The sequence below is a fragment of the Bradyrhizobium sp. CCBAU 25338 genome (assembly GCF_028128965.1).
Classification (GTDB): Bacteria; Pseudomonadota; Alphaproteobacteria; order Rhizobiales; family Xanthobacteraceae; genus Bradyrhizobium; species Bradyrhizobium liaoningense.
The window spans coordinates 447,179-466,291 of the sequence record NZ_LFKY01000003.1 but is presented as its reverse complement, the minus strand read 5'-3'; the positions used below and the strand labels follow the sequence as shown (position 1 = coordinate 466,291).

General features: G+C 65.3%; 18 protein-coding genes. 12 read left to right on the top strand and 6 right to left on the bottom strand.

All coding sequences use genetic code 11. The features are described 5' to 3' along the window. Positions 1–2: 2 nt before the first annotated feature. From ACM42_RS07460 to ACM42_RS07440, 5 genes are all read left to right on the top strand, one after another. A complete protein-coding gene (locus ACM42_RS07460; RefSeq protein WP_239627924.1) occupies positions 3–761 on the top strand; it encodes an ATP-binding cassette domain-containing protein in 759 nt (252 codons plus the stop codon). Next, the gene (locus tag ACM42_RS07455) at positions 761–1,843 is read left to right on the top strand and encodes an ABC transporter permease (protein WP_271527275.1); all 1,083 of its coding nucleotides are present in this window, start codon (positions 761–763) and stop codon (positions 1,841–1,843) included. The genes ACM42_RS07460 and ACM42_RS07455 overlap by 1 nt, the downstream gene beginning before the upstream one ends. 96 nt (positions 1,844–1,939) lie before the next feature. Beyond that, positions 1,940–2,872 carry a sugar-binding protein gene (locus tag ACM42_RS07450; RefSeq protein WP_271527274.1) on the top strand — a complete coding sequence of 311 codons (933 nt, stop codon included), beginning with the start codon at positions 1,940–1,942 and terminating at the stop codon, positions 2,870–2,872. Positions 2,873–2,978: 106 nt separating this feature from the next. Beyond that, positions 2,979–3,956 (top strand): aldo/keto reductase, encoded by a 978-nt coding sequence (locus tag ACM42_RS07445; protein WP_271527273.1) that lies wholly within the window; start codon positions 2,979–2,981, stop codon positions 3,954–3,956. 3 nt (positions 3,957–3,959) lie between these two features. Then, the gene (locus ACM42_RS07440) at positions 3,960–4,811 is read left to right on the top strand and encodes an amidohydrolase family protein (protein ID WP_271527272.1); all 852 of its coding nucleotides are present in this window, start codon (positions 3,960–3,962) and stop codon (positions 4,809–4,811) included. Positions 4,812–5,096: 285 nt separating this feature from the next. Here the strand turns inward: ACM42_RS07440 and ACM42_RS07435 are convergent, their stop codons facing one another. Both ACM42_RS07435 and ACM42_RS07430 read right to left on the bottom strand, forming a co-directional pair. Next, positions 5,097–6,326, bottom strand: coding sequence for an ABC transporter substrate-binding protein (locus ACM42_RS07435; RefSeq protein WP_035669144.1), 1,230 nt, complete (start codon positions 6,324–6,326; stop codon positions 5,097–5,099). Between the two features lie 115 nt (positions 6,327–6,441). Next, positions 6,442–7,368: a class I SAM-dependent DNA methyltransferase gene (locus ACM42_RS07430; protein ID WP_271527271.1), complete on the bottom strand. Its 927-nt coding sequence runs from the start codon at positions 7,366–7,368 to the stop codon at positions 6,442–6,444. Between the two features lie 62 nt (positions 7,369–7,430). Between ACM42_RS07430 and ACM42_RS07425 the strand changes: the two genes are divergently transcribed. The 5 genes from ACM42_RS07425 (at position 7,431) to ACM42_RS07405 (ending at position 12,781) form a co-directional block, all read left to right on the top strand. Continuing rightward, positions 7,431–8,468: a ligase-associated DNA damage response exonuclease gene (locus ACM42_RS07425; protein ID WP_271527270.1), complete on the top strand. Its 1,038-nt coding sequence runs from the start codon at positions 7,431–7,433 to the stop codon at positions 8,466–8,468. Continuing rightward, positions 8,465–10,126 (top strand): cisplatin damage response ATP-dependent DNA ligase, encoded by a 1,662-nt coding sequence (locus ACM42_RS07420; RefSeq protein ID WP_271527269.1) that lies wholly within the window; start codon positions 8,465–8,467, stop codon positions 10,124–10,126. The genes ACM42_RS07425 and ACM42_RS07420 overlap by 4 nt, the downstream gene beginning before the upstream one ends. 266 nt (positions 10,127–10,392) lie before the next feature. Then, positions 10,393–10,698, top strand: a complete 306-nt coding sequence (locus ACM42_RS07415) for a DUF6460 domain-containing protein (RefSeq protein WP_271527268.1) — start codon at positions 10,393–10,395, stop codon at positions 10,696–10,698. A gap of 21 nt (positions 10,699–10,719) precedes the next feature. Then, on the top strand, positions 10,720–11,454 hold the full coding sequence (locus ACM42_RS07410; RefSeq protein ID WP_271527267.1) for an MBL fold metallo-hydrolase: 735 nt from the start codon (positions 10,720–10,722) through the stop codon (positions 11,452–11,454). A 1-nt stretch (position 11,455) separates the two neighbouring features. Then, entirely contained in the window at positions 11,456–12,781 is a 1,326-nt protein-coding gene (locus ACM42_RS07405; RefSeq protein ID WP_271527266.1) for an MATE family efflux transporter, read from the top strand. 142 nt (positions 12,782–12,923) lie between these two features. On the opposite strand, the gene ACM42_RS07400 is transcribed toward ACM42_RS07405, so the two are convergent. After that, positions 12,924–14,021 carry a quinone-dependent dihydroorotate dehydrogenase gene (locus ACM42_RS07400; protein WP_271527265.1) on the bottom strand — a complete coding sequence of 366 codons (1,098 nt, stop codon included), beginning with the start codon at positions 14,019–14,021 and terminating at the stop codon, positions 12,924–12,926. Further along, on the bottom strand, positions 14,018–14,362 hold the full coding sequence (locus tag ACM42_RS07395; RefSeq protein WP_271527264.1) for a DUF952 domain-containing protein: 345 nt from the start codon (positions 14,360–14,362) through the stop codon (positions 14,018–14,020). The genes ACM42_RS07400 and ACM42_RS07395 overlap by 4 nt, the downstream gene beginning before the upstream one ends. 273 nt (positions 14,363–14,635) lie before the next feature. Here ACM42_RS07395 and ACM42_RS07390 point away from each other — a divergent pair, with 273 nt between their 5' ends. Both ACM42_RS07390 and ACM42_RS07385 read left to right on the top strand, forming a co-directional pair. Next, positions 14,636–15,292 carry a S24 family peptidase gene (locus ACM42_RS07390; RefSeq protein WP_271527263.1) on the top strand — a complete coding sequence of 219 codons (657 nt, stop codon included), beginning with the start codon at positions 14,636–14,638 and terminating at the stop codon, positions 15,290–15,292. A 138-nt stretch (positions 15,293–15,430) separates the two neighbouring features. After that, complete coding sequence (locus ACM42_RS07385) at positions 15,431–16,183, top strand: carbonic anhydrase (protein ID WP_271527262.1); 753 nt, start codon at positions 15,431–15,433, stop codon at positions 16,181–16,183. 114 nt (positions 16,184–16,297) lie between these two features. On the opposite strand, the gene ACM42_RS07380 is transcribed toward ACM42_RS07385, so the two are convergent. After that, entirely contained in the window at positions 16,298–17,938 is a 1,641-nt protein-coding gene (locus ACM42_RS07380) for a lysine--tRNA ligase (protein WP_271527261.1), read from the bottom strand. A gap of 227 nt (positions 17,939–18,165) precedes the next feature. Then, positions 18,166–19,098 carry a transporter substrate-binding domain-containing protein gene (locus tag ACM42_RS07375; RefSeq protein ID WP_271527260.1) on the bottom strand — a complete coding sequence of 311 codons (933 nt, stop codon included), beginning with the start codon at positions 19,096–19,098 and terminating at the stop codon, positions 18,166–18,168. Positions 19,099–19,113 lie beyond the last annotated feature (15 nt).

Sequence of the window (19,113 nt, the reverse complement as noted above, 5' to 3'; positions counted from 1 at the left end):
TGATGGCAAAGACCGACGCAACACCGGTCCTCGAGCTGACCGGTATCGGCAAGGAGTTCGGCGCGATCCGCGCGCTGCACGATGTCGAGATGCAGGTCTTCCCTGGCGAGGTGGTCGGTCTGATGGGCGACAACGGCGCGGGCAAGTCGACGCTGGTCAAGATCATCGCCGGCAATTTCCGTCCCACCCACGGCGAGATCCGCTTTGCCGGCAGCACGGTCCACTTCAACCGCCCGGTCGATGCCCGCGCTGTCGGAATCGAGGTGGTCTATCAGGACCTCGCACTGTCGGACAATCTCACGGCGGCAGCCAACGTCTTCCTCGGCCGCGAGCTGAAGCGCAAATTCGGACCCATCGCCTTGCTCGACCACAAGGCGATGGCGGCGCGCGCGCTGGAGCTGTTCGGCGAGTTGCGCTCGGAGACGCGCCCCGACGATCTCGTCAAGCAGATGTCGGGCGGCCAGCGTCAGGCGGTCGCGATCGCCCGGACGCGGCTGTCAAACGCCAGGCTCGTGATGATGGACGAGCCGACCGCCGCCATCTCTGTTCGCCAGGTCGAGCAGGTGCTCGGCCTGATCCATCGGCTGAAGGAGCAGGGGGTCGCCGTGATGCTGATCTCGCATCGCATGCCAGACGTATTCGCGGTGTGCGACCGCGTCATCGTCATGCGCCGCGGCGAGAAGCGGGCCGACAAGCCGATCCACCAGACCAGCCCAGAGGAAGTCACCGCTCTCATCACCGGCGCGAAGGAGGCGGCGTGATGGCCATGCCCCTGGAATCCCCGATCACGTTCTCCAATGTCGGCAAGATCAGATGGTGGCAGCGCGGCATCTTTGCCTCCCAGACCGGCTACGTCCTGCTCGCGCTGGCGGCGCTGCTGCTGATCATGCATTTCGCCAGTCCTTACTTCTTCACCCAAGGCAACATGCAGAACGTGGCGAAGAATTTTTCCTTCATCGCCATTGCGACGCTCGGCGTCACCTTCGTGATCATCACCGGCGGGATCGACCTCTCGGTCGGCTCGATGATGTGCTTCTCCGCCATGATCACCTCGATGGTGATGACCGAGCTGTCGATGCCCGGCTCGCCCGCGGGCGCGCTGTTCGTGCACATGGCGGCCGACGGCAAGACGGTGCTCGCAAATGTGCCTGGGCTGATCCTGCTGGTCTCGATCCTCGCCGGTCTTGGCGTCGCGCTGATCGCCGGCCTCGTTAACGGCTTCTGCATCGCCGTGCTTGGGCTGTCGCCCTTCGTGACCACGCTCGGCATGCTCTCGATCGTGCGCGGGCTCGGCTACGTCGTCTCCAACGGCCGTGGCAGCTTTCCAGGCGGACCGGACGCCGATTATTTCTACGCCGCGACCTCGGGCGACGTGCTCGGCGTGCCCGTGCCTTTCATCTATCTCGTGATCCTCGCGCTGGCGATGGCCGTGGTGCTGCATCACACCTCGTTCGGCCGCCACGTCTTCGCGCTCGGCGGCAACGAGAAGGCGGCCGAGCTCACCGGCATTCCGGTGGTGCGGGTGAAGATCGAGGTCTACGTGATCTGCGCGCTCGCCGCGGGGCTCCAGGGCATCATCATCTCCGGTTGGCTCGGGTCAGCGCCGGCCAACATGGCGACGTCCTACGAGCTCAATGTGATCGCGGCGGCCGTGATCGGCGGCGCCAACCTCGCCGGCGGCATTGGCGGCCCGCTCGGGGCCATCGTCGGCTGCGTGCTGCTGGAAGTGATCCGCAACGGTCTCGTGCTGGCGCAGGTCAGCTCCTACTGGCAGCAGACGCTGGTGGGCGTGATCATCATCCTCGCCGTGCTGGTCGACCGTATCCGCTCGCGGATGACCTGACGTGACGTCATCTCGGGAAGGCAACGAAAATGCCGCCTGTCCGCTTCCCGGGCGCTTTCGAGAGGATGGGCACCAAACACAAGGGTGGAGGAGACAATGAGGAAACTTCTTCTTGCCGGCATCGCCGTTGCGATGATGGCTACGCCGGCGTTCGCCGCGAACTACCGCTTCGTGATCGTGCCGAAGGCGATGAACAATCCGTTCTTCGACTTCGCGCGCGACGGCTGCCTGAAGCGCGCCAAGGAGCTCGGCAACATCGAGTGCATTTACAAGGGGCCGGTGGAACATGAGCCTGCGACGCAGGCCCAGATCATCCAGGACTTCATCACTCAGAAGGTCGACGGTCTTGCCATCTCGGTCGCCGACGTCGCTGCCATGACCAAGTCGATCGAGGCGGCAACCGCGGCCGGCATCCCCGTCATCACCTTCGATGCTGACGCACCGGGCTCCAAGCGCATCGCCTATATCGGCACCAACAACAAGGAGTTCGGCCTGGCTCTCGGCAAGCAACTCTTGAAGATGCGGCCCGATGGCGGCAAATACGCCATGGTCTCGGGTGGTCCCGGCGCCAAGAACCTCGCCGAGCGCGTCGATGGCGTGCGCGAGGCACTGAAGGGCTCGAAATGGACCGAGGTCGCGGGTTCCCCGACGTTCTGCAACGACGATCCCGCGCTGGCGGTCCAGCAGATGACGGACATGCGCACCGCAACGCCTGACCTCGCCGCCATCGTTCCGATCGGCGGCTGGCCGATGTTCGCTCCTGAGGGTTTCAAGGCCTTCGCGTCCAGGAACAAAAAGGACATCGATTCCGGCAAGTTCACGCTGGTCGTTGCCGATACGCTGAAGATGCAGCTCGAGCTGCTGCGCGACGGCTATGCCAACGCGCTGGTCGGCCAGCGTCCGTTCGAGATGGGCGAGAAGGCGATGGACACGCTGCTCGCCATCAAGAAGGGCGAGAAAGTGCCGGAGATCGTCCACACCGGCCTCGATCTCGTCACCAAGGACAACGTCGCACAGATGTTGAAGTAGGCGCGCCGCCAGCCTCCGTGCTGCCACATCTCTCCCGCTTGCGGTTTACGCAAGCGGGAGAGATGATCCGGACTGTTGGAAGAAGACTGCTGGAAGGCAAATTGGAATGAAACGCTCGCGGCTCGGCTCCCTCGACGTTACTTCAATCGGTCTCGGTTCTGCTCCGCTCGGCGGGTTGTTCACTTCCGTCAGCGATGCCGATGCGGAGGCGACGATCGTGCGCGCCTGGTCGGCCGGCATCCGCTTCTTCGACACCGCGCCGCTCTATGGCTTTGGTCTTGCCGAGCGGCGGCTGGGTGCATTCCTGCGGCAACAGCCGCGCGACTCCTACGCCATCTCGACCAAGGTTGGCCGTCTGCTGCGCGCACCGGATGGCAATGCCACGGAGGACGGGCACTACAAGGGCACGCCGCGCGAGCGGCCGGTGTTCGATTTCAGCCATGACGGCGTGATGCGATCGGTCGAGGAGAGCCTGGCGCGCCTTGGGCTCGACCGCGTCGACGTCCTGCTCGTGCATGATCCCGACGACCATTATGACGACGCCGTCGCCGGCGCCTTCCGCGCACTCCAGCGCCTGCGCAGTGAGGGCACGGTCAAGGCGATCGGCGCCGGGATGAACCAGTCGGAGATGCTGGTGCGCTTCGCCGAGGCCGTGCCGGTCGACTGCTTCCTGCTCGCCGGGCGTTACACGCTGCTCGACCAGGGCGCGCTGGATGCGCTGTTTCCGGTCTGTCAGGCGAAGCATATCGGCATTCTGCTCGGCGGCATCTACAACAGCGGCATCCTGGCCGATCCGCGGACCTCCGCCAAGTTCAACTATCAGGACGCCAATCCGGCGCTCGTCGCGCGTGCGCTCGAGCTCGATGAGCTCTGCCGCAGGCACGGCACCGAGCTGAGAGCCGCCGCGCTCCAGTTTTGCGTGGCCCATCCGGCGGTGACGGTCGCCGTGATGGGCGCGCGCAATGCCGCGGAGGTCGCCGACAACATCGCGATGTCGGAGGCAGCGATCCCACCGGCGTTCTGGCAGGAGTTGCGCGCACGAAAGCTCGTCGATGCGCGGGCGCCATTGCCGGGCGGAGTGTAAGGCATGATCATCGACGGCCACCAGCATTTCTGGGACCCGGCACGCGCCGACTATCCCTGGATGGAGGCGGACGAACTCGGCCCGATCCGTCGCGCCTTCGGTCCCGCCGATTTCGCGCCGCTCATGAAGGCCAACGGCATCGACGCAAGCATCCTGGTGCAATGCCGCTCCGCGCTGGAGGAGACCGAGGAGTTCCTGCACATCGCGCACGAAAATCCCTTCGTCGTCGGCGTCGTCGGTTGGGCCGATCTGACGGATGGCGCCCTCGACGAAACACTTGATCGCCTGCACGCTTTGCCCGGCGGCGGCAGGCTGGTGGGAGTTCGTCACCAGGTCCATGATGAGGCCGATCCGGATTGGCTGCTCCGCGAGGATGTGCAGCGCGGCCTCACGGCCGCTTTCGCGCGCGATCTCGCCTACGATCTCCTCGTCCGCACCCGCGAGCTGCCGGCCGCGATCGCAACCGCGCAGGCCTTTCCGCAGGCACGGTTCGTGCTGGACCACGCTGCCAAGCCGCCGATCGCCGACGGCGGCAGCGCCGAATGGACCGATGGCATCGCAGCGCTGGCGGCTTGCGGCAATGTCTGGTGCAAGATCTCAGGCCTGGCGACAGAGGCGGTCTGGAATGACTGGGATGCGGAGCGGCTGTTTCCGTTCGTCGAGCACGCCGCAAAATGTTTCGGGGAGGATAGGCTGATCTACGGCTCGGACTGGCCGGTGTGCCTGCTTGCGGGAAGTTACGGTGAGATCAAGTCCGCGCTGGAGGCCTGCCTGGCGAGGCTCGGGTCGCGCGTGCGGGACAAGGCTTTTGGTGTGAATGCGACGCAGGCTTATCGGCTGGCTATCGCCGCTTAGAGCGCGATGAAATGAGGCTCGATCGCTGCAAGGACGGAGGTGCGCTCCCTCTCTCGCTTGCGGGAGAGGGTTGGGGAGAGGGTGCTTCCGCACTGGGACAATCCTCAAGTGGATAAAGCCCTCACCCGGCGCTTCGCGCCGACCTCTCCCGCAAGCGGGAGAGGTGAACGAGCCGCGGCAATCGATTGGACCTAAAGCCATTCCGCTCTAGCTCGAAGCGTCGGCGCCTTCCTCTCCTGGCGGAGCAGGAGAGGGGAAGCAACGGCCGGGGACCCGCGCCAGGTCCTATTCCGACATCGGCTTGTCGGAGATGTCCCAGTCCTTACCGGTGAAGGTGGAGATGAACAGCGTCTTCATCGGCGTGTAATTCTCGGGCGTATAGCTGTAGGTGACGCCGTCGAGGAAGTAGGGCGAGTGGAAGCCCGCGAGCGTCGAGGCCTGCTTCAGCACGTTGGCGCGGGTGAGCTCGTCGCCGCAGCGGCGCAGGATCTCGCCCATGGTCACGGCCTGGCCGTAGCCGGCAAAGGCGATGGTGTTGTCGGGGTCGATCGCAGGCGTGTACTTCTTGCGCAGCTCCTCGAACGCCATCACGTCGGGGTCCTTCTCCCATTTGGGAAGGCCGACCTCCTTGTTGTAGCGGATTGCGACGATGCCGGCGGCGTTCTCGAGGCCCGCGGCACTGAGGATGGAGCGGCCGGTCGAGCCCGCCGACAGCAGCTGCAGCGGCTTCCAGCCGAGCTCGGCCACCTTACGAATCGACTGCGACGACGCCTTGCCGGTCGAGATGTTGTAGAAGACGTCGGCGCCCGACTTCGAGAGGTTGATGAGCTGGGAATCGACGGTCGGCTCGGTGAGATCGTAGGTCTGCTCCATGATCACCTGAGCGGTGCCGCCGGCATCGGCCAGCACCTTCTTGAACGGACCCAGGAAGTCGCGGCCGAAATCGTCGTTCTGGTAGAGGATGCCGATCTTCGCGTTCGGCTTCACGCTGACGACGTGCCGGGCCAGGATGCGCGCCTCGGTCGGATAGAGCGGCAGGCCCGCCATCGTCCATTTGAACTCTTTCGGGTTGTTCCACTTCGACGCGCCGGTGTTGAGCAAGAGCTGCGGCACGCCCTTGGAGTTCAGGTATTTGTGCACGGCGGTCTGCGGCGCGGTGCCGAGCGAGCCATAGAGCGCCAGCACTTCCTCTTGCTCGACCAGGCGCCGCGTCGCCTCGACGCATTTCGGCGCGCTGTAGGCGTCGTCCATGGTGAGGAATTTGACCTTGCGTCCGTTGATGCCGCCCTTCTCGTTCAGCATCTGGAAATAGGCTTCGCCGATGCGCCCGAGCACGCCGTAGAGCGAGCCGGGGCCGGAATGCGGCACGGTCTGCCCGATCTTGATCTCGGTGTCGCTGGCGCCCGCGTCGTATTTTTTCTCCGCGGCCCAGACATAAGGCGCAGGCAAGGTGGATGCAGCGATGGTGGCGAGCGCGGCGGCGCTGAAATCGCGCCGCGATGGATTCTTCGTCATTATTTGTTTCTCCCTAGCGAGGGCATTGTGCTGACATCGCAGCGCAGCTCGCAAGTGGGGAGTCGCAATTTTGCGACGCAATGACGCTCAAATTGCGCGGTGCTAGCGCCTAGACTCAAGTTTTCTCGGCGACGACGACGAGGCCGCGCACCGGCTCGTTGTTCTCGATGCGCGGCGAGGCCAGCTCCAGTGTCAGCAGCTCGAGGCCCGCCTTGGCAATCGCGTCGCGGACATATTCCGCTGAATGGGTATAGCGCAGGCCTTCGCCGAGCACGATGCCGCCGCCGTCATGAGTCTCCAGCGTGAAGGCGAGCACGCCGCTCGAGGCGAGCACGCGCCTGGCTTCGGTAAGCACAGGTGCGAGATCGGAGAGATACACGAAGGCGTCCGCGGCGACGATGAGATTTGCGCTCGCGTCCGCCTTGGTGCGCAAGCCTTCGATCATGTCGGCGACCTCGAGCTCCGCGTAGAGGTTCGTGGCGCGCGCCTCCTTGATCATGCCAGGCGACAGATCGATGCCGACGAAATGATCGACCTGCTTGGCGAACGCGGCAGCCGCAAGCCCGGTGCCGCAGCCGAGATCGATCGTGCGCTTGAAGTAGGCCGACTTCTTGGCGGCACCGCGCGCGGCCAGCACCGCCTTGAAGATCAGGCTCGGGGCGCGATAGCCGAGATCGTTGATCAGCGTGTGCTCGAAGCGTGGCGCGTACTGGTCGAACAGGGTCTGCACGTAGGCTTTGGGCATCCCCGCCATCTGTGCGTCTCCGAGCCGCATCAGGTGCAGGCCGGCGCCGTGCCGGTCCGCGGGATCGCATCGGCGCGCTTCCCGAAAGGCCGCGATCGCCTTGTCGCGCTCGCCGAGCTGCCGACGGATTTCGCCGAGCGTGAACCAGGCGGAGGTGAAGTTCGGCGCAAGCTCGATCGCCTGCTCCAGGAGGTCCGCGGCCGCCGGCAGATCGCCCTTGAGCTGGAGGTCGCGCGCGAACTCGAAACGGCGGTCGGCCATGAGGTCGCCGGAGGACAGGAACAGGCGCAGAGGCATTGGGAACCGGGAACGAAGCGGTGATGACTCGAAGATGCAGTGACGCAACCTATATAGCAGGCATGCGTCCGCAAGACATCCTGTTGCCAACTGCTGCCGGCCTGTGCTGCAAGCCCGGCGGTTTTCATATCGACCCTTTCCGCGCAGTCGAGCGCGCCGTGATCACCCACGGCCATTCCGACCATGCCCGTGCTGGCCATGGCGCGGTGCTGGCGACCCAGGAAACGCTCGACATGATGCGCCTGCGCTATGGCGAGAACTTTGCCGGATCGACGCAAGTCATCCGCTATGGCGAGGAGATCCGGCTCGGCGACGTCCGCGTCAAATTTCATCCGGCCGGCCATGTGCTGGGCTCGGCGCAGATCGCGGTGACGTGCAAGGACACCTGCATCGTCGCCTCCGGCGACTACAAGGACGCGACCGATCCGACCTGTGCCCGGTTCGAGCTGGTGCCCTGCGACGTTTTCATCACCGAGGCCACTTTTGGTCTGCCGGTGTTCCGGCATGGCGATGCCGCCGACGAGGTGAAGAAGCTGCTGGCCTCCGTCGCGCTGTTTCCGGAGCGCGCGCATCTGGTCGGCGCCTATTCGCTCGGCAAGGCGCAGCGCGTGATCGCGCTGCTGCGGCAGGCCGGCTATGACGCGCCGATCTACCTGCATGGCGCCATGGAGACGATCACGCACTACTACCAGAGCCGCGGGATCGCGCTCGGCGAGCTGAGGCCGGTGAAGGGCGTGAAGAAGTCGGCGCTTGCCGGCACCATCACACTGGCGCCGCCCTCGGCGACTTCCGATCTCTGGACGCGGCGCTTTCCCGATCCCGTCACCGCCTTCGCGTCGGGGTGGATGCGCGTGCGCGCCCGGGCGCGGCAGCGCGGCGTGGAATTGCCGCTGGTGATCTCCGACCACGCCGATTGGGACGGCCTTACCTCTACGATCGGCGCCACCGGCGCGGGCGAGATCTGGGTCACTCACGGCCAGGAAGATGCGCTGGTGCATTGGTGCCAGAGCAAAGGCCTGAAAGCGCGGCCGCTCGATCTCGTCGGCTATGGCGACGAGGAGGAGAGCGAGACGCCGATTCCAGACGAGGCCGAAGCATGAACCGCTTCGCCGAACTGCTCGACCGCCTCGCTTACGAGCCCGGCCGCAACAACAAGCTGCGGCTGATGACCGGCTATTTCCGCGAGGTCGGCGATCCCGACCGCGGCTATGCGCTGGCCGCGCTGACCGGCGCGCTCAGTTTCAAGCATGCCAAGCCCGCGCTGATCCGCGATCTCATCGCGGCGCGCACCGACCCGGTGCTGTTCGGGCTCTCCTATGATTATGTCGGCGATCTCTCGGAGACGGTGGCGCTGATGTGGCCGAAGGCCGCGCTGGCCGCCCACAACAACCCGCCACCGCCATCCCTCACCGAAGTCGTCACCACGCTGCGCACGCTCGGCAAGACCGAGCTGCCCGGACAGCTCGAACGCTGGCTTGACGAGCTGGATGAGACCGGCCGCTGGGCGCTGCTGAAGCTCGTCACGGGCGCGCTGCGCATCGGCATCTCCGCGCGCCTCGCCAAGACCGCGGCTGCCGCACTCGGCGACAAGGACCCGCATGAGGTCGAGCTGATCTGGCCGGGCCTTTCGCCGCCCTATCTCGACCTGTTCGCCTGGCTGGAGGGACGCGCCGAAAAGCCCGTCAATCGCGATCCCGCGCCGTTCCGGCCCGTGATGCTGGCGCATGCGATCGAGGACACGGATTTCGCCGCGCTCGATCCCGCCGACTACATCGCCGAATGGAAATGGGACGGCATCCGCGTGCAGGCGGTGGCGGGGCGGGACGATCGCGGCCAAATCACGGCGCGGTTCTATTCGCGCACCGGCGAGGACATCACCGGCAGCTTTCCAGACCTCGTGCCGTCGCTGCACCTGCCCGGCGCCATCGACGGCGAGCTCCTGATCCTGCGCGAGGGCCGCGTGCAGAGTTTCAACGTCCTGCAGCAGCGCCTCAACCGCAAGGTCGTCTCGCCGAAGCTGATCAAGGAGTTTCCGATCCACCTTCGCGCCTACGATCTGCTTGGCGACGACGAGAATGATCTGCGCGAGCTGCCTTTTGCCGAGCGACGCGAACGGCTGGAGAGATTCGTCGGGAAGCTCGACGATCCCCGGATCGACCTGTCGCCCACCGTCCCTTTCACAAGCTGGGACGCGCTGACCGCTGCGCGCGCCGATCCGGCAAGCGCAGGTGCCGGCGAGGACGCGGACGCCGTCGAAGGCGTAATGCTGAAGCGGCGCGATGCGGCTTATCTGCCCGGGCGGCCGAAGGGCCAATGGTGGAAGTGGAAGCGCGACCCGCACATCATCGACGCCGTGCTGATGTATGCGCAGCGCGGCCACGGCAAGCGCTCGTCCTATTATTCCGACTACACTTTTGGTGTCTGGACCGGGGGCGAGGGCGGCGACGAACTGGTGCCGGTCGGCAAGGCCTATTTCGGCTTCACGGACGAGGAACTGCTTCAGATCGACCGCTTCGTCCGCCGCAACACCACGGAAAAGTTCGGCCCCGTGCGTCATGTCGTGCACGAGGGCGACAAGGGGCTCGTGCTGGAGGTTGCGTTCGAGGGTCTGCAACGTTCGCCGCGACACAAGTCCGGCGTCGCCATGCGCTTTCCCCGCATCAGCCGCTTGCGCTGGGACAAGCCGCCGCGCGAGGCCGACCGGCTGGAAACGCTGGAGAAGATGCTGAAAGCGGAAGCGGCGGAGATTGAAGCATGAACTGTCGCCGCGAAGCCAGTGCGCTCCCTCTCCCGCTTGCGGGAGAGGGTCGGGGAGAGGGTGCCTCCGCATTGGGATTCCCCCAAGAGGCAGAGCCCTCACCCGGCGCTCCGCGCCGACCTCTCCCGCAAGCGGGAGAGGTTGCAGCCAACCCGTGGCGCGCTCGCCCGAATTAAAGTGCGGTAAGCTGATTGACGCCTCGTTGCGGGTTCCCCATGTGCCTCGCCGTGTCCTATAATGAGGTCGAATCCCCTGAGGAGTTTGCGATGGTCCAAGACGTCAGAGATTTGCCGGCCAGCCGCAGCGACGGCCTGCACCGCTTTCTCGGCGGCTCCCCGCTGGCGGTCGCGTTTCGCCTGGTCCTGCTCTCGATCCTGGTCGGCGTCGTGCTGGCCGCGATCGGCTTCGACCCCTGGAACATCATCACTAGCATTCGTCTCCTGTTCCAGCGTCTCTGGGATCTCGGCTTCGATGCCGTGAACTGGCTGTGGCGCTACTTCCTGCTCGGCGCCGTCATCGTCATCCCGATCTGGCTGCTCTCGCGCGTCTTCGGCGCGCCGCGCGGCCGGTGAGATTTTGAAGGCTCGCTGCCGATGCAATTGCGCTTTGTCGGCTGCGGCGATGCTTTCGGCTCCGGCGGCAGGCTCAACACCTGCTTCCACGTCTCCGGGCGCGAGGCCAACTTCCTGATCGATTGCGGCGCGTCGACACTGCCGGCGCTGAAGCGGCTCGAGATCGACTGCAACGAGATCGATCTGATCCTGATCACGCATTTCCACGGCGACCATTTTGGCGGGCTCCCGTTTGTCCTGCTCGACGCGCAATTCTCACGGCGGACGCGGCCGTTGACGATCGCGGGTCCGAAAGGCATCGCGGCGCGGCTTGCCCAACTGATGGAAGCGCTGTTCGAGCATTCCTCAAGGACCAAACAACGATTCGAGCTGAACGTCATCGAACTCGCCCCCGAGCAAAGCCAGAGCTTCGGCGCGGTGACGGTGACACCCTATCCGGTCGTGCACGGCGAATCCGGCGGGCCTTTCCTGGCCTATCGCATCGAGGCCGAAGGCCGCACGCTCGCCTACAGCGCCGATACCGAATGGACGGAGACGCTCATTCCGCTGGCGCATGGCGCAGACCTTTTCATCGCGGAAGCCTACATGTACGAGAAGGTGGTCAAGAACCATCTCAGCCTGAAGACCTTGGAACAGCATCTGCCCGCGATCGGCGCCAAGCGGCTCGTCCTCACCCATATGAGCGACGACATGCTGTCACGTCTGGGCGAAGTGCCGCATCTCGCTGCAGAGGACGGCATGGTGCTCGTGTTCTGACATGCACGCACCGGTTCATCCCAGGATAAGCTCCCGACAGGTGTTCTCCATCGCGGGACCGGCGATGGTCGCGAACCTGACCACGCCGCTGATCGGCGTGGTCTCGACCACCGCGATCGGACGGCTCGACGATGCCGCGCTGCTCGGCGGCGTGGCGATGGCCTCCGTCATCTTCGACTGCCTGTTCTGGCTGTTCGGCTTCCTGCGCATGAGCACGCTCGCCTTCACCGCACAGGCGCTGGGCGCCGGCGAGACGCGCGAGCAGACCGCGATCCTGGTACGCGGCTTCATCGTTGCCGGCCTGATCGGCACCGGCCTGATCGCGCTGCAACTGCCGCTGACCTCGGTGCTGTTCGACCTGATGGGCGGCAGCGAAGGCGTGACCCGCGCGGCGAAAACTTATTTCATGATCCGGATCTGGTCATCGCCATTCGCCTTCGCCAATTACGTCGTGCTCGGCTGGCTGGTCGGGCAGGCCCGCGCCAATCCAGCCCTTGCGCTCCAGGTCGTCATCAACCTCATCAACATGGTGGCGACGATCCTGCTGGTGCTTGTCTACGACACCGGCATTGCCGGCGCGGCAATTGCCGCGCTGCTCTCGGAGACGACCGGCTTCGTGCTCGGCGTGATCGTGTGCCGGCGCTATGCGGACGGTGGCTTCAGGGTGCCCCGCGCAACGCTGTTCAACCGCGCAAAGCTGATGCGTCTGCTGGCGGTGAACTCCGACATCATGATCCGCACGGCGGCGCTGATCGCCGTGTTCCTGTTCTTCACCGCCAAGGGCGCGCGCGCCGGCGACGTCACGTTGGCGGCGAACTCCGTACTCAACAATTTCCTCCTGGTCAGCGCCTTCTTCCTCGACGGCCTCGCCAACGCAGCCCAGCAGCTCTGCGGCCGCAGCTTTGGCGCGCGCGACGCCAGGGGATTTGCGGATTCGACCAAGCTGGTGCTGCTCTGGGGCCTCGGCTTCGCGCTGGTCGTCGCCGTGCTGTTCGCGCTGTTCGGCCCCAGCCTGATCAATGTTATGACGGCCAGTGAGGACGTTCGCCGCGCCGCGCGCGACTTCCTGCCGTTCATCGTGCTTGCGCCGATCCCCGGTGTGTTCGCCTTCGGCTTCGACGGCATCTATGTCGGCGCGACCTGGGCGCGCGAGATGCGCAATCTGATGCTGGCTTCGCTCGCGATCTTTTTCGGCGTCTGGCTGGCGCTGCAATCGTTCGGCAATGCCGGTTTGTGGTGCGCGCTGATCGCGTTCTACGTCGCCCGCGGCGGCTTGCAGGGTGCGCGCTATCCGGCGCTGTATCGGGCGACGTTTTCGAAGCTGTAGTTCTCGTGTCCCGGACGCGCTGCAGCGTGAAACGCCTGCTGCGCAGAGCCGGGATCCAGAGCGCCGCCACATGGGCCCCGGCTCTGCAGCCTACCACGCCGAACTCGACGCGCTGTGCTGCGTCCGGGGCACGGAGAGGCCATCACATCCCCGGCCAGTCTTCCGCCGTGAGCGTCGCCGCGTCAGCACCGACGATATCGGAGAGCGAATCCCGGCCCGTGCGGAGCAGCGTCGAGGTCAGGTCGCGCTTGATCTCGTCGACGAGGCCGAGGCCCTTGTAGACCAGCGACGAATAGAGCTGGATCAGGCTGGCGCCGGCGCGGATCTTCGTCAGCGCGGCGCCGCCCGAGTCCACGCCGCCGACGCCGATCAGAGGGAACGCGCCCTCGACGCGCACATAGGTTTCCGCGACCATGCGCGTCGACAGACGAAACAGCGGTCGGCCGGACAGGCCGCCTTGCTCCTTCGCCCGCACCTGCTCACGCAACGTGCTCGGCCGCGCGACCGTGGTGTTCGACACGATCATGCCGTCGACCCGGCGCGAACGCGCGACCTGCACGATGTCGTCGAGCTGGGCAAGGCTCAAATCCGGCGCGATCTTGAGCAGCACCGGCGTGTCGCCCGCCTTCTGGCGCACCCGCTCGCGGGCGTCGATCACGTGTGCGAGGAGATCGTCGAGCAGCGCGCCTTCCTGCAGATTGCGCAGGCCGGGCGTGTTCGGCGAGGAGACGTTGACGGTGAAATAGCTCGCCACCGGCGCAAAGGTCTCGATCAGCTTGACGTAGTCGGCGACACGGTCCGGCGAATCCTTGTTCGCGCCGACATTGACGCCGACGATGCCGCCGTGCTGCGCACGCGCTGCAAGCCGGCGCAACGCAACCTCCGCACCGTCATTGTTGAAGCCCATGCGGTTGATGATCGCCTCGTCGCGCTCGAGCCGGAACAGCCGGGGCCGCGGATTGCCTTCTTGCGGCTTCGGCGTCACCGAGCCGATCTCGACGAAGCCGAAGCCGAGTCGCAGCAACGCGTCCGGAACCTCGGCGCTCTTGTCGAAGCCCGCGGCCATGCCGATCGGATTGGGAAAGTTCAGCCCGAAGGCGCGCACCGCGAGTTTGGGATCATCGGCACGCGGCTTGGCCGGCGGCAGGAAGCGCAGGCCCTGGATCGCGAGGCGATGCGCATCCTCGGGGTCGAGCCAGCGCAGCACCGGCAGCGAAAAGGCGTCGAACGCGCGGATCACGGCAACAGCTCCGGAACATCGTGACCGCCGTCGGAGCGCATGTTGAGGTTGATCACCGCGATCACCGCGCCGACATCGAGCTCGCCATAGAGATGCGGAAACAGCTCGTCGTTGCGCGAGCGCTCCCAGCGCAGCTCTCTGCCGAGCACGTCGCCGTCGACCTCGACCAGGAACAGCGCACGTTGCCCGAAATAGTGCTTGCGCAGGGTCTCGGGAACCTGGGCAGCGGTCGAGAAATGGATGAATCCGTCGCGCACGTCATCCGCGCTGCCCCGGTAGACACCCTGCCGTTCCGCCTCGCGCCAGGCCGAGGCCGGACAGATTTTGTAGATCTTGACCACCGCTTCCGCAGCCTTGTTTGTTCTTTGAGTTCTTTGGGTTTTTTCGTGTCTCACGGGTCCGCAAAACCCGGGCGCGACCGTAAAGGCCGTCCCTTCCGAACTCAAGACCTAGAGTCTTTTCCGGTCCGATGAAATCGGAACGGGGCTCTGGATTCTTGTTTTGACGCGTTTTCGTGACGCGAAGCGGTACCACTTCGCCACCTCTTGCGCGAAAAACGGAAAACCGGTTGATTTGAGGATAGTTTTCCTGAGTTGCGACGGGCTGGACCTTCCATGGTCAGACAAGCCAAAGCGCAGAGGATGCTGACTCACGACCAGATCTGGGCCGCGCTGGATCGGCTGGCGGCGCGCGCCGGGTTGTCACCGTCCGGGCTTGCCAAGCGTGCCGGGCTCGACCCCACCACCTTCAACAGGTCCAAGCGCGTCACCGCCGACGGCCGTGAGCGCTGGCCCTCGACCGAATCGATCGCAAAGGCGCTGGCCGCGGCCGGCGCCTCGATCGACAGCTTTGCGAAGTTGATTGACAATGACGGCGCGCGCGACGGGCGCTCGGTGCCGCTGCTCGGCTTCGCGCAGGCCGGGATGAGCGGCGCCTTCGACGAGGCCGGCCTTCCATCCGGCAGGGGCTGGACCGAGATCGCGCTTCCCACCACGGAGGACGGCCACACCTTTGCGCTGGAGATTTCCGGCAATGCGCTTGCGCCCGTCTATCGCGACGGCGACATCGTCCTGGTCGCGCCCGGCGCGCAGATCCGCAAAGGCGATCGCGTGGTGGTGAGGAGCAAGGCGGGTGAGGTGACGGTCGCGACGCTGAAGCGACGCACTGCAAAGGCGCTGGAGCTTGAGCCGATCGATGGGACACAGGCCGAACGCGCGATGGCGGCGGGCGATGTGGCGTGGATTGCGCGGATTCTGTGGGCAAGCCAGTGATCGCCTTCCGTCGGCATGGTGCCGGGCGCGGTGACCCCACTGCGCCGCGGCCGGCAGCGAGCGACCTTGCGACTCACCGTTCCCCTTGCATAGGCTGCAGCCGATATTGTCGATCCAGTTTGTCTTTGGGGGATAAAGATGAATCGCCGTCACGCATTGAAGGCCCTGGCGGGTCTTGCGCTATGTCCGCTCTGCAAGCCGGCTTTCGCCGCCGAAGGCACGCATTGGAGTTATGAGGGCGCCGGGGGGCCGGCCAAATGGGGCGATCTCGATGCGGCCAACAAGGCCTGCGCGGTCGGCCTGCAACAATCGCCGATCGACATCGAGGCGACGATCAAGTCGCAATTGCCGGTTCTGAAGCTGAACTGGAGCAAGAGCGCCGACACCATCGTCAACAACGGGCACACGATCCAGCTCAACTTCGCCGAAGGCAGCACGCTCACGCTTGGCGACGTCAAGTACAAGCTGCTTCAGGTGCACTTTCACCGGCCGAGCGAGCACATGATCGGCGGCAAGAATTTTCCGATGGAGGCGCATTTCGTCCATCGCAACGAGGCCGGCGGGCTCGCCGTGGTCGGCGTGCTGATGACCGAGGGCAGGCCGAACGCGGCCTTCGGCAAGATCGTGAAGACCATGCCGAAGGCGGAAGGACCCGCGGTGAAGGCCGACGCGACCATCGATCCTCACGCCATGCTGCCACAGAAGCTCAGCTATTTCCGCTATCCCGGCTCGCTGACGACGCCGCCCTGCTCGGAGGTCGTCGAGTGGCTGCTGCTGACCGACCCGATCCAGGTCGCCGCCGCCGATGTCGCCGCGTTCGCAAAACTCTATCCGATGAACGCGCGGCCGGTGCAGAAGGACAACCGGCGCTACGTGCTGCGCTCGATCTGAGCTGGGGCGAGCGAAGGGTCCGTAGCCCGGATGAGCGAAGCGATATCCGGGACCTTCATTGAGGCGCCCCGGATGTCGCTACGCTCATCCCGGGCTACGGGTCGTCGCTGAGCGTTACGCTGATCGCGCCAGCGCGCCGTCGATCATGTTGACGGCGTTCTGCACGCCGTACACGGCAACGAAGGAGCCGAAGCGCGGGCCTTTCTCCTGGCCGAGCAGAACCTGGTAGAGCATGTTGAACCAGTCGAGCGTGACGCCGGGGCGGCCGTCCTTGCCCTTCTTGACCTGGTCGAGGAACGGATCGCGGCGGCCGACCTCGTAGACGACGTTCTGGATGTCCTCGGCCGAAGCGTCCGGCGCCAACTGCGACAGCGCATCGCGCAGATCCTGGAGCGCGGCGCGCTCGCTGTCTGTCGGCACCCGGAACTGCTTCGTCGGCGCGACGAAGTCGCGATAGTAGTTGATGGCGTAGCCGACCATCGCGTCGAGCTTCGGATGCGTCTGCGGGCTCACGCCGGGACGATAGCGACCGATGAAGCCCCACAGCGTCTCTGCATTCTCCGCGTTCGACGACGAGACCAGCGTCAAGAGCAGCTGGAAGGTGACGGGCATGTCACCCTTCGGCGGCTTGCCGTTGTGGATGTGCCAGACCGGATTGCCGAGCTGCTGCTTGCCGTCCTGCTTCGGAAAGCCGTCGAGGAACTGCTGGTAGTCGTCGACATTGCGCGGGATGACGTCGAAATAGAGCCGCTTGGCCGCCTTCGGCTCGCGATACATGAACAGCGTCAGCGATTCCGGCGAGGCGTAGCGCAGCCATTCGTCGATGGTGAGGCCGTTACCCTTCGACTTCGAGATCTTCTGGCCCTTCTCGTCGAGGAAGAGCTCGTAGTTGAAGCCTTCGGGCGGCGTGCCGCCCAGCGCCCTGGCGATTGCGCCGGAGAGCTTCACCGAATCGATCAGGTCCTTGCCGGCCATTTCATAGTCGACGCCGAGCGCGACCCAGCGCATCGCCCAGTCGGCCTTCCACTGGCACTTGACGTTGCCGCCGGTGACGGGCGTTTCGACCTCCTGGTTCGTATCGGGATCGACATAGGTCACCGTGCCGGCCGCGACGTCGCGGCGGATCATCGGCACTTGCAGCACGACACCGGTTGTCTTGCTGATCGGAAGGAACGGCGAATAGGTCGCTCGGCGATCGGGACCCAGCGTCGGCAGGATGATCGCCATGACCTTGTCGTAGGCGGCGAGCATCTTCAGCAGCGTCGCGTCGAAGCGGCCCGACGTGTAGTAGTCGGTCGAGCTCGCGAACTCGTAATCGAAGCCGAAATGGTCGAGGAAGGCGCGAAGCCGCGCATTGTTGTGCGCGCCGAAGCTGTCATGCGTACCGAAGGGATCAGGCACGCGCGTCAGCGGCTTGCCGAGATTGGCTTCCAGCGGCGCCCTGTTCTGCACGTTGTCGGGCACCTTGCGCAGGCCGTCCATGTCGTCGGAGAAGGCGAGCAGGCGGGTCTTGATCTTGTCCTCGGTCAGCACGCGGAAGGCATGGCGCACCATCGAGGTGCGCGCGACCTCGCCGAACGTGCCGATATGCGGCAGTCCGGAGGGACCGTAGCCGGTCTCGAACAGCACCTCGTTCTTCGGGCTCTTCTTCAGCCGCGCGACAATGGCCTTCGCCTGCTCGAACGGCCAGGCGTTGGATTGTTCGGCAAGCGCACGCAGGTCGCTCGGGTTCGCGGCAATATCGATAACGGACATCAGGGGCCTCCGGGCCGCGGAAAATAGCGATTTCCGGGCAGAATGCAAAAGAACGGTTGTTGTCATTCCGGGGCGATGCGACAGCATCGAACCCGGAATCTCGAGATTCCGGGTCTGGTCCTTCGGACCATCCCGGAATGACAATTCAGCAATCTCGAGATTCTCAGGTGCGCAATTGCGCACCATAGTCCGCGCCTCGCGCACCCCGGAACGACGGGTTTGGCTGGCTAAAACGGGCTCACCGAGAAATACCGCAGCCACAGATCGGTATAGCGGCCTTTTTCCCAGACGCGGAACATCGCCCAGTTCAGGGCCTGGCGCAGCACGTCGTTGCCCTTGCGCACGGCGATGCCGATGCCTTCGCCGAAGAAGCGGCTCTCGACGAAGGGACCGCCGGAGAAGGCGCAGCAATCGCCGGAATCCGTGCCGTTGATCCAGAACGCCAGCGAGATGGCGTCGCCGAAGATGAAATCGACCTCGCCCCTGCGCAAAGCTGCGCGCATCGCGTCGTCACTGGGATAGGCATGCAGTTCGGCGTCGGTGAACATCGCCTTGAGGTAGGCCTCATGCGCGGAGCCGGCGATGACGCCGACCTTCTTGCCCTCGAGATATTCGGGCCGGATCTCCGGCATGACCGCGTCCTTGCGGGAGACGAAGCGCGCCGGCACGCGGTAATACGGATCGGTGAAGTCGACGCGGGCGCGCAGCTGCGGGCTCACCGCCATCGAGGCGATGATGGCATCGCCCCGGTTGGAGGTGAGCGCGTCCACCAGCGTCTCGAAGCGGCGCATCTGCACCGTGCACGTGACCTTGATCTCCTCGCACAGGGCGCGGGCGAAATCGACGTTGAAGCCGGCCGGGTTGCCGTCTGCGCCAGTGTAGTTGAACGGCGGATAGTCGGTCTCGGTCAAAAAGCGAATCACGGTCAGGCGCGACAGGTCCGGCCGCTCCGGTCGCCGGCGCGGATCCCAGAAGCCGGGCACGGCCTGCGGGGCTGCCTGGGGGGTGGTCTGTGGCGTGGCCTGGGGCGCCGCTGGGGGCCGCTTGGCGGGCGTCTGGGCCTCGGCGGGCAGGGCTGCGAACAGGCACGCGGCGGCGGCCAACCCCATCAGCAAGCCACGGGCAGATTTGAACGATTTCGCCTGTTGCGATGAAGCCATCGGCCGGAAATGAAT